Source organism: Nostoc sp. PA-18-2419 (assembly GCF_005869855.1).
Classification (GTDB): domain Bacteria; phylum Cyanobacteriota; class Cyanobacteriia; order Cyanobacteriales; family Nostocaceae; genus Nostoc.
Window position 1 is genome coordinate 1 of record NZ_SZNH01000047.1, and the last position, 13,331, is coordinate 13,331.

Genomic DNA, 13,331 nt, shown 5'->3' on the forward strand with positions numbered 1-13,331 from the left:
CCTAGCTGCTGCACTGTTAATAAATTCTCGACTGTGATTTTAGCGATCGCTCCACCTGCATGAGGTTTTGGAGTCACTTGTCCTATATTTCGGTAGCGACGAATTAACCGTTGGACAAACGATAAGCTTACTTGAAAGCGGTCTGCAAGTTGTCGAAGTGACCCTTCCTTGGCTGTATAAGCATCAATTACCCGTTGGCGTAGATCATTTGAGTAGGCAGCAGGCATTACTGTGAGTATTTTTATTACTCTTCTAGTTTATACATTTTGTAGTCTACTCAATTGAAAACCGCTGTAAGTGATTAGCTGGACATGATATAACTCAACACTTTCTATACCTTAGGCTCATTCTCCACTTTTACGAAGATACAGCTTTGAGATGTGGGACATGAGATAAGTACTTTGAGTCAATAACCCGATTACGCCCAGTAGTTTTAGCCTGTAGTAAGCATTGGTCAGCACGATGGATTAGACTTTCTCCTTGTTCATCATCGTCAGCTTCTAAACACGCTGTACCCAAGCTAATGGTGATATTAATTGTCTGTTTATTACTGAGTGAAAATGGTTCAGCGCTGACTACGCGGTTGAGACGACGGGCTACGATTAGCGCTTCCTCACCAGTAGTGTTAGCCAGAAGAATCACAAATTCTTCACCACCATAGCGAAATGCAGTGTCTTGAGAACGGAGATTGTGTCGTAGACGCTGAGACAGCAGTTGTAAAAGGCGATCGCCAACTAAATGCCCATAAGTGTCATTAACTTTTTTGAAATGATCTACATCCAAAATAATCAAACTCAAGGAAGTTTTCTGAGTTTTCGCTTTTTTAATTTGCCTGGGTAAATCCCATTCTAAAGCACGGCGATTATTTAATTGTGTCAATGAATCGGCTAAGGCGATCGCTGATAATAAATCATTTGTCCGAATCAAATCTCGATATTTTTGCGCTTTCCGCAAGCCAACGTTTAATTGAGCAAGTATTAGCCCGTGATTAGCGGTCAGTTCTGCCAAGCTATGGTCTGTTCTTTCATCCATCAGATGCCAAATATAAGCATCAGCTCCTTGGTTTAACGCCGTAGCAGTCATCTCTAATTCCTTCTGCCAACCATACTTTTTTCTATCAATCAGTTGTTGGAGACGATCTTCAAACAGAATACAGTATATCCACGATAGTTTTGTTTGCTCTTTCAACCAATTGCACAATTCCATGCTGCTATCCAGGCTAGCCTGCACAAGTATGATATCAGGGGGTGTCATTTGAATGTACGACACCGCCTGATTTAGATTTTCCATAACTTCTACATTAAAAGCGATCACATGATGTAACTGATGTGGAAGTGTGTTGCGAAAGTTATTATTTCCAAAAACCAAAATGGAAATACTCATTGCTTTTTTACAGGATTTAAAATTTCAGAAGATTAAATTACTAAAACTTTGTTGCTTAATACTAAATTTAACGAATTAGGTAAAAGTAAAAATTAAAATCAGTCATAAATAAGAATGGTTCCCAGATTTTAATTTATTCTGGAGAAGTTTGATTTTTCAGTTCTACTTTTATCTTTTTACTTTTAAATGATGCTTTTCGCTCAGCTATGTTTCTTGTTATTTGAGTTTTTAACGCTAAATTTAAAAAAAGCTCTCAATTTTAATCTCCTCTTAATAGTTACTCTTTTTTACTCAAATTCTTTATAATAAACAATGTCTTCTTTACACAATGTTTTTTAAACAGTATAAATACTGAAAATTTTATATCAATCTAAAAAGCATTCCTGTAGTTTATAGGATATTATTTACCTGAATAAATTATCAACATAGACATTTTTAATAATCATCATATTTGCCAGCAAAATTGCTGACAAATCAAAAAATAAAAATTTTATAAAGTTTTCATTTTAACCGTAAAAACCGAAGTTAGTCAATAAAATAAACACTAATTTGAGCAAATAGAATGTAATACCTCTGTATATCACTCCTAAAATCTAAGAGACTTTTACTCTGTGTGAGGCTTTTAAAACCGGTTTCGTGGGTTAAATCTATTTATATTTTTTTGACTTTATCTTTACTACATAATTTAGAAGTAAAACAGGCTTGAGGCTAAGTTTTGAGACTTACATTGTGTATTTTACCTTCATGAAAATTGGCTTGATTTAGTATTTACCTTTAGAGATTAGGTCTTAATTGAATATTCTAAAAAATAAAAAATGTTAAGTCAAGTATTGCAAAACTACCTCTGATTAAATGAGTTTTTGCAAATCCTAATCTCCCCTACGATTCTAAAAAGAATTCGTATGGTGATAAATTCATAATTTTAGTCAGTTTTGAGCCAGATTTTTACAATGTACTATCAGCACAAAAAACTTCTCTATTTATACTTCTGTGTATTTATTGATTTTATTCACATTTTTAAATTTACGATAAATACATCGATGTACAAAACAAAGCTAAATAAAAAAACCAGATTTTAAAATGTCCTCCAAGGCGGAGAGATTAGTTAAATTCCACTTCCCAAAAGAGCAAAAATCAGAAAAAAGGTTTTGTTAACGTAGCCTAAACTATTGAGATGTCGACTTTTTTAAAATGTGAGAATCGGATTCAGTAACCTTCGACAGCGTAACCAGCAGCAACAATCACTTGCTTGATTGACTCTTCAGAAGCTGCGGATTCTACGGTAACAGTTTTAGCGTTAACATCGACATCGACCTTAGCATCAGGTTCCATAACGTGGATTGATTCAGTAATTGTATCTGCACACCCGTCACAAGCAATATTTGATACTTTCAGTTTTAGTGCCATTTTTTACCAAGATATGGAATTTTTAAATTATTTCTTAAGGATTAATTTAAACCAGTGTCTAGCGATCGCACATCCTACCAGAGTAAGGTAATAGCCTAAAACGATCGCAATGGCTGGATTTAGCCACCGAGTAGCACAGTTGGCTGGCAGTAACATCAAACAAAATGCAAAATATATATAAAGCTGCTAATAAAAATACACCTGCTGTCAAAGCAAAAGTCAGATCATAGTTAACTGTTCAACGTCATCAGTCAACCGTCATCAATTAACCGTCATCAGTCAAAAGTTAAAAACTCCCATGTCTTCAAATCCCCAACACCTAAGCGGTAACGAAATTCGCCAAATATTTCTTGACTTCTTTGCTCAACGGGGTCACCAAACTCTGCCAAGTGCCTCCCTCGTGCCAGAAGACCCAACCGTGCTGCTGACGATCGCGGGGATGCTACCATTTAAGCCGATATTCCTGGGACAGCGCACACCAGAATTTAAACGGGCTACGACTTCCCAAAAATGTATCCGCACTAACGATATCGAAAACGTCGGACGCACCAAACGACATCACACGTTCTTTGAAATGCTGGGTAACTTCAGCTTTGGTGATTATTTTAAAGAACAAGCGATCACTTGGGGTTGGGAAATTTCCACCAAAGTCTTTGGCTTTTCTCCCCAAAACCTTGTCGTCAGCGTTTTTGAAGATGATGACGAAGCCTTTGGCATTTGGCGCGATCAAATTGGTGTGCCAATAGCGAGAATTAAGCGCATGGGTGCAGACGATAATTTTTGGGTGTCTGGGCCGACTGGCCCTTGCGGTCCTTGTTCGGAGATTTATTACGACTTCCACCCCGAACGCGGCGACGAAAATATAGATTTAGAAGACGATACCCGGTTTATCGAGTTCTATAACCTCGTATTCATGCAATATAACCGGGATGCTGAGGGCAATTTAACACCACTGCAAAACAAGAACATCGACACCGGCATGGGTTTGGAAAGAATGGCGCAAATCCTGCAAAAAGTGCCGAATAATTACGAAACTGACCTGATTTTTCCAATTATCGAAACAGCAGCCCAAATTGCTGGTATTGATTACCACAGTAGCGATGAAAAAACCAAAGTTTCCCTAAAAGTCATTGGCGACCACGTTCGCGCTGTCGTCCACATGATTGCTGATGAAATTCGCGCCTCTAACGTCGGAAGAGGTTATGTGCTGCGGCGATTAATTAGGCGGGTGGTGCGTCATGGGCGATTAATTGGGATTAGTAGTGAATTTACTACCCAAGTTGCCGAAACTGCGATCGCTCTTTCAGAATCAGCTTATCCTAATGTGCGGCAACGGGAAGCAGCAATTAAAGCTGAGTTGCAACGTGAAGAATCTAATTTCCTGAGAACGCTGGATAGAGGCGAAAAACTCCTAGAAGAAATCATCCAAGAGGTGAAACAGCAAGGCAAAACCTCTATTAGCGGTGAAAGTGCCTTTACTTTATACGACACTTACGGTTTTCCTCTAGAACTTACTCAAGAAATCGCCGAAGAAAATCATCTGACAGTGGATGAAGCAGGCTTTGATACGGAAATGCAAAAGCAGGTGGAACGCGCCAAAGCAGCACATGAAAGCATTGATTTAACAGTGCAAGGTTCCCTCGACAAATTAGCAGAACACATCCACGCTACTGAGTTTTTAGGTTATACCCAACCGACGACGACAGCCAAAGTCGAAGCAATTTTGGTCGAAGGTGTTTCCCAAGAGGAAGCAGAAGCCGGAACACAAGTACAAATCGTCCTCGACCAAACGCCATTTTATGCTGAATCTGGGGGACAAATCGGCGATCGCGGTTATATCTCCGGTGATGGAATTGTGATTCGCGTGGAAGATGTGAAGAAAGAGTCTGATTTCTTTATTCACTTCGGACGCATCGAACGCGGTACACTGCGTGTAGGAGATGCTGTAACAGCGCAAATTGATCGCGCATGTCGGCGTCGCGCCCAAGCTAACCATACTGCAACCCACTTACTGCAAGCGGCGTTGAAGAAAATTGTCGATGAGGGCATATCGCAAGCGGGTTCCCTGGTTTCCTTTGATAGATTGCGCTTTGACTTCAACTGTCCGCGTGCATTGACAGCAGAAGAAGTGCAACAAATTGAAGAACAGGTCAATACTTGGATTGCTGAGGCGCATACGGCAAAAGTGGAGGTATTACCTTTAGCAGAAGCCAAAGCTAGAGGTGCCGTTGCCATGTTTGGGGAAAAATACGGTGAGGATGTGCGAGTAATTGACTTTTCCAGCGTATCAATGGAATTGTGTGGCGGCACTCATGTCAGTAATACTGCTGAGATTGGCGTGTTTAAGATTATTTCCGAAGCTGGAATTGCTTCTGGCGTGCGGCGGATTGAAGCAGTTTCGGGGCCAGCAGTGTTAGATTATCTTAACCTGCGGGATAAAGTAGTTAAAGATTTGAGCGATCGCTTTAAAGTTAAACCCGAAGAACTACCAGATAGAATCACCAGTCTGCAAACCGAACTCAGAACCAGCCAGAAAGAATTGGAAAGCTTGAAGGTACAATTAGCGATCGCTAAATCTGACAGCTTACTACAAACAGCCCAAATTGTCGGCGATTCTAAAATAATTGTCGCCCAATTAGAAGACGTTGATGCAGAATCATTGAAAACCGCAGCCGAACGCTTATTGCAAAAAATCGGTAACGGTGCGGTGGTGCTGGGTTCTGTTCCGGAAGCTGGAAAAGTTAGCATAGTTGCGGCTTTTAGTCCAGAAGTTAACAAAAAAGGACTGCAAGCTGGTAAATTTGTCGGTAATATTGCGAAAATCTGCGGTGGCGGTGGCGGCGGCAGACCAAACTTAGCCCAAGCAGGCGGTAGAGATGCGAGTAAATTACCAGAGGCTTTGGCACAGGCGCAAAGTGAGTTAAAAGCCACGTTGGGTTAATTGAAGTTTATTGTTGAGCAGGCATCTTGCCTGCCGAAAAAATATTAGGAATTTTCTAAATGGGTTAGGCGAACGCAAGACCCATTTTTTTACTCTAAACTAGAAACTTATTTACGTATGTAAAAAGTCATTAAATACATGGTGTGTACGAGTATTTTTGGTATCTATCAAAAATAATTGGTCTTTATTGAGAAAAAACGAACTTTTTCTCAATAAATTTGAATAGCTAAACTTTTTACCAGGCAAACAATTCAGAGCGATTACTAGTAGAATACTTTAATTCAAACTTGTGAATTAAAAAAAAGCGCCTTAAATTTTAATTCATATGTTTACAATTAAAGTTTATTTTTGAATAAAAATATCAGACATGGATAAATCAGTATTCACGGAGAGCGCTTCAGGTAAACTTTGGGAGATATCAGTAGAGGGCAGCAAGGACTGGGCATTTATTCCTGATCTTTTACCAGATAAATGGGAGCTTCCTAGCGAAACATGGTCTTTATTAGTTCAAGCACGTGAGGAACTAGCAAGGCTTGATGGGGTTGGCAGATATATGCCCAACTATAATTTGTTGTTGCGTCCGTTACAACGGCGCGAAGCATTACGTTCATCTAGCTTGGAAGGAACCTATGCTACGCCCCAACAACTATTGCTGTTTGAGATTGAACCCAGAGAACCACGGTCAGCCGACGATCCTGTGAATGCTTGGCAAGAGGTTTGGAATTATAATAGGGCATTAGAACTAGGATTAGACCTATTGGAAAAAAGACCACTTTCTTTAAACCTGATCCGGAGTATTCATCAAGAACTTCTATCTGGAGTGCGTGGTTTTCATAGAGATCCGGGAAATTTTCGTCGCTCTCAAGTTCACATTGGTTCAGACAGACGATTTGTTCCCCCACCTCCCAACGAGATTATGCCGTGTTTGGATGCTTTGGAGAAGTATATTCACAAAGAAAAACATATCGATCCTTTGATTGTCTGTTTCATGGTGCATTATCAGTTTGAAGCAATCCATCCGTTTTTAGATGGCAATGGTCGGGTAGGTAGATTACTACTTTCACTAATGATTTACGAACATTGCAAACTCAGTAAACCCTGGTTATATTTAAGTGCTTTTTTTGATAAATACAAAGATGAGTATGTTAATCTCTTGTTTCAGGTGAGTGCAAAAGGAAACTGGAAAGACTGGATTGCTTATTGTCTCCGTGGAACTATTGAACAGTCACGGGATGCAATCAGACGTTTTGATATGCTGCTAAACCTTCGCACTGAATATATGGAATTGCTTGCTCAATCTAACGGTAATATTCGACTTAATCGGCTTATCGATCACCTTTTTGAATCGCCAGCCATCACCATTCCACAATTAGCAGAAATGTGTAGTATATCCTATCCTACTGCGCGTGCTGATATAGAACGGCTGATAACTGTTGGCATTCTTATAGAATCAGATATACAAGAGCGTCCAAAAATTTACTTTGCTTCCCACATCTTGGACATTGCTTATAGCGATTTACCGAATCAATAACAGTTAATTTCCTAAATAAATTGCTTTTAGCTAGCAGTATTAAGTGAAACTCAAAGTTAAGTAACAGCTTTTAAAATATCTGATCGCTTCACTCAACTATCCGTAAAACAACGAATCAGGAGACATCACACTAAAATTGAGTCAAACAATATACTATCGGCATACTAAGGTTGATGCAGTAATTCATGCCTGCTCATTTAACCTAATTTAACAACTAATATCATGTTCGGTAAATCACTTACGATTAAACCCCGATTTTAATCCACCAGTGAAAACCAGTTAACCCTTGATATCAAGTTCGGATAATAATTTACTATTTAGAACTTCCTGGGTCAGTCCTAATGATAGTCTTCAATCGAACCTGATATAAATATGCAACTCTAATGCGTTTATAATTAACCCCCAGCAGCTTCTTCCATTTTTTTGCGAAGACTAAGCGGTCTCATATCAGTCCAAACTTCTTTAATGTAATCTAAACATTCTTGTTTTAAACCACTTTTGCCAGCATCCTTCCAACCGAGTGCGTTTTCTCGGTAGGCTGGCCAAATGGAATACTGTTCTTCATCATTGACTACAACTTTGTAAATTGTTGTGTCTTCTTTGTCGTCTTGGTACATAATTTGTCTCCTGATGTTTAATTAAATATGGTTTGCAAGATTTATTAAAGAAGAATTCACAAGTCAGAATCAATTACTGGTAGATGTGAATCCCCCACTAATTATTTTGCATCAAATCTATGATTTAATCGATATCTTAAAGCCATTAAATCATTTGTCATTCACACAAATTTTAATTTATTTTTCTGATGACTGAGGCTTTTATTTTAATAAACAACTGCTTTACAATAATTTACACGGTTAAATCTCACTATTCCACAGGTTCAAGGTGTCCCTTACCCTCTAAAGTTGCCAGTTCAATATCTGCAACACATCGAACTTTCACATAATTTAATGTCAAATTACCAACTAAATGAACTCTTCCTGTTTGATGCTCAAAGTCAGCTTCTTGGAAATTAGACGCTTCTGTGTCAAGTCTGACACCCAAATCAGTACCTCCATTAGTATTGGTAAATTTGATGTGAACATAACCTCGGTCTATACTTTCTTTGAGTGCTGTAGCTGTTTTTTCAGGTTGTAAACTCGCTTCAACGGAATGTTCCCCTTCTGACAAACGTTGCACTAATTCATTCATATGTATATCTGTCCTTTAAGAATAACTTTTGTTTTGATTTGTTGAAAGTTGTACTTTTACTGATTCTGAGACTGAAATTGAAAATGCTAGTTTTTTACAATACTCTTGCTATTCATCAGTTATTTTATCCAAAATGACATTCTCATTTTTTTTAATTTCAACTTCTTTCCCTTCAACTGACTTGTTTTCTTGACTTATATTTTCAGCACATTTTATTCTCAGACTAAACTCACGTAATTTTTTAAAAGAGTAAGCTTTGCAATACTTTACGATTGTTGGCATAGTAATACTTCAGTTGACATTCTTTTCCTCAGCGATATCAAGCTGTGTTTTAATATTTAAACAAAATTGGTATAATTGGTCGGGCATCAAGAATTTTTTTTCTTATACCTTCATCAAAGGTCAACTCTAGTAGGGGAGATTCCCCTCGTTCGATAGTTACAGCACTATGTGTACAAACTAAAGATATAGCATCAGTCAAATCTTTGTCGCTATTAATTGTAATTTTTACGTTCGTTAGCTTTTTGATACCCAAAGGATGAGAAATTAACTGCTGATGTGCTGTTAATGAAGGATCGAGCCAAGCTGTTAGAGCAATACAGTCAGGAATTATAAAGCAAAAAGGCTCTTGGTGATTCACAAGATTTTCTGTGCCAAAACTAATTGACATCTGGGATGGTATCCACTCAGCCGAGTCTAAAGTTGAATCTGATACCAAGTTAGTTCTATCTAACTTTCTACGCAGACCGACACCAAAGGGTGATGTTCCTGTATCCTGCCCATGAAAGCGAGTTAGTGTGTAAATGCCTGCTTGCACAGACTGCTGTTCTACTAAATGTTTATCTTCTATCCAAATTAACTCCAGATAGGTATTCTCAAAAAAAATTATTTTTGAGGCTGTCCCTTGTTTGACATGTTGTACCGAGTCATTTGAACAGTGAAGACCAAGTTGTTCAAGAATTGAAATAGTTTCAGCGTTTTTTGTTATACAGACAAAAATGTGATCTACCTCTAGAAAATAATCATCCACCCTTACCTGGGGTGACGTTGTTTGCATGGCAATTAATTCTCAGCTTTAATTTTTCTTGCTGGACTCAAATCTAGACTCTAGCTAGGTAAAGAGATTACCCTTGCTCAAGAATCTATTTGTGGAAACTTAACTCTGTGTCGTGGAGAAATATAGAAGACCCTACCAACGCTTTGAGCAAATAGGTAACGCTCGCAAGCTCGCTATCGCTAATGGGAGTCAGCCAAAGGCTCAATCCTTCCCCATCGCTAGCAATGCAAAGCCCCAGGATGAGGGCTACTTTACATAGTGGCTCCCCAAGACCGCGCCACTGCTAAGCTATAACTGGAGATAGTTAAAAAAGAATTGCAACAGATGAATCTTTAAAAAGCTTATTGACTAGTTTTTTCACAATCTAAAATCCCGAATTCTAAATCATAAATGGTGCTATAGACTACTTTTTGTAAACTATGTTTACTCTTAGTAAAGTGATTCTAGTTCTATTTTAAGAGTAATAGATTACTAAGTACTTAAGTCTAACCATACACAAGTTTAGTATTATAAACTACTTTTTATTCGTTCTCATTGTTAATAAATAAAGTTCAGTAAATCGAAAAGTTTGACGAGCTACGGAAAGAATCAAGTTTTGTGCCGATGTTTCTCGGGCTGGCAATCATCAACGGTTGTGATGGTGTAAAGCGCCAGCAATATGCGATCGCTATTGACTCAATCCATAACAAAATTAGTCAAAAGGTAGATTTTAAGCTGCTCTTAGGAGATTGTATTCCCCATTTTTAGTAAAGGGCTGGTAAGACCTTGAAAAAACTTTTTTGAGCAACTGAATTTATTTAATAATAAAGATTATCATTAAATCAAGAAAATATCAAGCGACTTACTTCAAATCTTCGCCGATAGTTTATAGTTCTTACAGCAGATTAGTTATTCTTGTCTGAAAACCATACCTCTGGCATTAGATATAGGGAATGGGGAGCAGTCAAGCAGGAACCCCTAACGCTGACTTGAGTAAACAGGAGCAGGGGGGCACAGATGAAGAAAAAAATACCTAACTCCCTCTGCTTTATGTATGCCCCAAGCATCAGGGCGACTATTCCTTACCTAGAAGTGGCGCTTTCAATTGATTTATTTCTACATTTAGGAGTATGACAAAAGTAGTTAAATTTAAACTCTCACAGATGAAAATCAACTGATGATTGATTATGATAAATTTTATGTAGAAGGTACTCTATATAAATTGTGAGCAAGTTAAAAAAACAGAGCCAAGTAGTGACTGGTTTTGACTATGATATCTTGGATTCTGAACAACGTATTGTTATTCAACAGCGAACTGGAGAAATCAAAGAGCGCTTACGGCGCTCAGCACAGGATATTTGGGAAATTGGTCACAAACTAGCCGAAGTACGTTCTCAACTCAAACACGGACAGTTTGAGACTTGGCTCAAAGCTGAGTTTGGTTGGAGCCGACGCACAGCTTACAATTTTATTAATGTTTATGAAACATTGGCTGAACGTGCAAATCTTGCACAAATAGATATTGCTACATCTGCGCTCTATCTTTTGGCAGCACCATCAACTCCACAAAACGTCCGCGAGGAACTTCTACAGCGCGCTCATCAAGGCGAAACCATCACTTATAAGAGTACTCGTCAAGTAATTGAGTCAGAAAAATCAAAGTCTGCTCCTGCTTCATGTGAGCTAGCACAGCCTCTTATTTCTAAGCCAGAGATTGTGAGTTTAATTTCTAAGCAGGCACTCAAAACTGAAACACCAGATTTAGAACTTACTGTAGTAAAGAGTGCTTCAGTTTCGCCTGTTGTTGTGAATCATGATCAAATAGGGTCGGGTTGGTTTTTACTCGAAAACCAACATTTTGTGTTTTGTGGCGATACAGCTTCACCAAAATTCATCGAACGCGTACCCTTTGCAACCCTTGCTATTGCCATTACCTCTGATGACTGGGATCACGATTGGTTAATTGAACGAGCCAAGAGTGTGATTATCTTTGGAGAATCCGATTTAAAAGACCAACTGATTGAACAGCTAATCAAGATGTTTTCCACATCTGGGGATATAGTAATTTTCCCCTGGCTACCAAATGGGGATGCAATCCAAATCGCTCATCAACTCAATAGGCGAGTATTTGCAGGAGATCCGAATATTGAGCGTTGTCGTCGAGCGATCGCCCAATCTGGATTAAAATCTGAGCCATTAGATTACCCTTAGATGATTGAATGTTCCGATCCCAATTCCCGAAACAATTTTTCTTCTCAAGTAGTTAAATAAGGTCGGTTGAGTATTTCCTAAAGAATCCAAGCACTTTTGAACCAATTCTACCAACGCACTGAAATATATCTTAACTAATGCGATCGCTGATTTGTTATATTTGCTGATATTCCGAAGGTGAGTAATCGTAACACTCGAGACGAATCGCATACTCTCCATTCCAAAACCTGACGATGCAACCAAAATCGTTAATTTGGCTGACTAACTCATCCTTGCCATTGAGTTCGGAATTGTTTTGAGCAATAATTTGGCAAAGTCTGCTAGCATTGGCAAAAATATTGGGGACAAAATCCGAAAAGCATCAACCTCGGTTTGTAGATTAATTTTAAAACAATACTTCTTATCCGATTTCAATATCACTTGGATAAATTTTTTGCACACTCGCTGAGAACTTGGTTATGATTGAAATCTTTTTTAGCGATCGCCTTACTGGATGCTACGCACAATCAAGACAATAATTGGCTATAAGAAATTTTTTGTAAATAATCTATATAAATTGTGAGCAAGTTAAAAAAACAGAGCCAAGTAGTCACTGGTTTTGACTATCAAATCTTGGATTGTAAACAACGTATTGTTATTCAGCAGCGAACTGGAGAAATTAAAGAGTGCTTACGGCGTTCAGCACAGGATATTTGGGAAATTGGTCACAAACTAGCCGAGGTACGTTCTCAACTCAAACACGGACAGTTTGAGACTTGGCTCAAAGCTGAGTTTGGTTGGAGCCGACGCACAGCTTACAATTTTATTAATGTTTATGAAACATTGGCTGAACCTGCAAGTCTTGCACAAATAGATATTGCCACATCTGCGCTCTATCTTTTGGCAGCACCATCAACTCCACAAAACGTCCGCGAGGAAATTCTCCAACGCGCTCATCAAGGTAAAACCATCACTTATAAGAGTATTCGTCAAGTAATTAAGGAAGAAAAGTCAAAATTGATCTCGACTCTTGCTTTGCCTAAGCTGCCACAGCCTCTTATTTCTAAGCCAGAGATTGTAAGTGGGCTTACGAAGCAAGCGCTTAAAGTTGAAACACCAGATTTAGAAGTTACTATGGCAAAAACTGCTTCAGTTTCGCCTGTTGTTGTAAATCATGATCAAATAGGGTCGGGTTGGTTTGTCCTCCAAAAGCAACATTTTGTATTCTATGGCGATACCGCTTCACTAGAATTCATTGAACGCGTACCCTTTGCTGCCCTTGCTATTGCCATTACCTCTGATGACTGGGATCACGATTGGTTAGTTGAACGAGCCAAGAGTGTGATTATCTTTGGAGAATCTGATTTAAAAGACCAACTGATTGAACAGCTAATCAAAATGTTTTCCACATCTGGGGATATAGTAATTTTTCCCTGGCTAGCAAGTGGGGATGCAATCCAAATCGCTCATCAACTCAATAGGCGAGTATTTGCAGGAGATCCGAATATTGAGCGTTGTCGTCGAGCGATCGCCCAATCTGGATTAAAATCTGAGCCATTGGACTACCCTTAAACTACGGAATTTCTATCTTCAGCCAAATCCGGTCGTTGAAAGTACTCGATTTCCAGTCGTTGATACCTATCCAAAGTCAT

General features: G+C 38.7%; 13 protein-coding genes. 5 read left to right on the forward strand and 8 right to left on the reverse strand.

The window, feature by feature from the left end:
• The 4 genes from FCR06_RS28595 to FCR06_RS34450 form a co-directional block, all read right to left on the reverse strand.
• Positions 1 to 227 (reverse strand): helix-turn-helix domain-containing protein (locus FCR06_RS28595; RefSeq protein ID WP_138505833.1); only part of this gene is annotated, 227 nt, incomplete at its 3' end.
• A 130-nt stretch (positions 228 to 357) separates the two neighbouring features.
• Entirely contained in the window at positions 358 to 1,383 is a 1,026-nt protein-coding gene (locus FCR06_RS28600) for a GGDEF domain-containing protein (RefSeq protein WP_138505835.1), read from the reverse strand.
• A 1,206-nt stretch (positions 1,384 to 2,589) separates the two neighbouring features.
• Positions 2,590 to 2,790, reverse strand: a complete 201-nt coding sequence (locus FCR06_RS28605; RefSeq protein ID WP_138505838.1) for a heavy-metal-associated domain-containing protein — start codon at positions 2,788 to 2,790, stop codon at positions 2,590 to 2,592.
• Positions 2,791 to 2,817: 27 nt separating this feature from the next.
• Positions 2,818 to 2,946 (reverse strand): hypothetical protein, encoded by a 129-nt coding sequence (locus FCR06_RS34450; protein WP_262984719.1) that lies wholly within the window; start codon positions 2,944 to 2,946, stop codon positions 2,818 to 2,820.
• Positions 2,947 to 3,088: 142 nt separating this feature from the next.
• On the opposite strand from FCR06_RS34450, the gene alaS reads away from it, so the two are divergent.
• Complete coding sequence (gene alaS, locus FCR06_RS28610) at positions 3,089 to 5,731, forward strand: alanine--tRNA ligase (RefSeq protein ID WP_138505840.1); 2,643 nt, start codon at positions 3,089 to 3,091, stop codon at positions 5,729 to 5,731.
• Between the two features lie 367 nt (positions 5,732 to 6,098).
• Positions 6,099 to 7,262 carry a Fic family protein gene (locus FCR06_RS28615; RefSeq protein WP_138505842.1) on the forward strand — a complete coding sequence of 388 codons (1,164 nt, stop codon included), beginning with the start codon at positions 6,099 to 6,101 and terminating at the stop codon, positions 7,260 to 7,262.
• Positions 7,263 to 7,657: 395 nt separating this feature from the next.
• Here FCR06_RS28615 and FCR06_RS28620 read toward each other — a convergent pair whose 3' ends face one another.
• From FCR06_RS28620 to FCR06_RS28630, 4 genes are all read right to left on the reverse strand, one after another.
• Positions 7,658 to 7,879 carry an MbtH family protein gene (locus tag FCR06_RS28620; protein WP_138505844.1) on the reverse strand — a complete coding sequence of 74 codons (222 nt, stop codon included), beginning with the start codon at positions 7,877 to 7,879 and terminating at the stop codon, positions 7,658 to 7,660.
• A gap of 250 nt (positions 7,880 to 8,129) precedes the next feature.
• Positions 8,130 to 8,453 (reverse strand): MbtH domain protein, encoded by a 324-nt coding sequence (locus FCR06_RS28625; protein WP_138505846.1) that lies wholly within the window; start codon positions 8,451 to 8,453, stop codon positions 8,130 to 8,132.
• Between the two features lie 108 nt (positions 8,454 to 8,561).
• Positions 8,562 to 8,735: a hypothetical protein gene (locus FCR06_RS33135; RefSeq protein ID WP_189523618.1), complete on the reverse strand. Its 174-nt coding sequence runs from the start codon at positions 8,733 to 8,735 to the stop codon at positions 8,562 to 8,564.
• Between the two features lie 49 nt (positions 8,736 to 8,784).
• Complete coding sequence (locus FCR06_RS28630; protein WP_138505848.1) at positions 8,785 to 9,510, reverse strand: VOC family protein; 726 nt, start codon at positions 9,508 to 9,510, stop codon at positions 8,785 to 8,787.
• Between the two features lie 603 nt (positions 9,511 to 10,113).
• Here FCR06_RS28630 and FCR06_RS33140 point away from each other — a divergent pair.
• From FCR06_RS33140 to FCR06_RS28640, 3 genes are all read left to right on the forward strand, one after another.
• Entirely contained in the window at positions 10,114 to 10,257 is a 144-nt protein-coding gene (locus FCR06_RS33140) for a hypothetical protein (RefSeq protein WP_223280341.1), read from the forward strand.
• Between the two features lie 456 nt (positions 10,258 to 10,713).
• Positions 10,714 to 11,700, forward strand: coding sequence for a DUF3102 domain-containing protein (locus FCR06_RS28635; RefSeq protein WP_138505850.1), 987 nt, complete (start codon positions 10,714 to 10,716; stop codon positions 11,698 to 11,700).
• Between the two features lie 558 nt (positions 11,701 to 12,258).
• Positions 12,259 to 13,251 carry a DUF3102 domain-containing protein gene (locus FCR06_RS28640; protein ID WP_138505852.1) on the forward strand — a complete coding sequence of 331 codons (993 nt, stop codon included), beginning with the start codon at positions 12,259 to 12,261 and terminating at the stop codon, positions 13,249 to 13,251.
• Positions 13,252 to 13,331 lie beyond the last annotated feature (80 nt).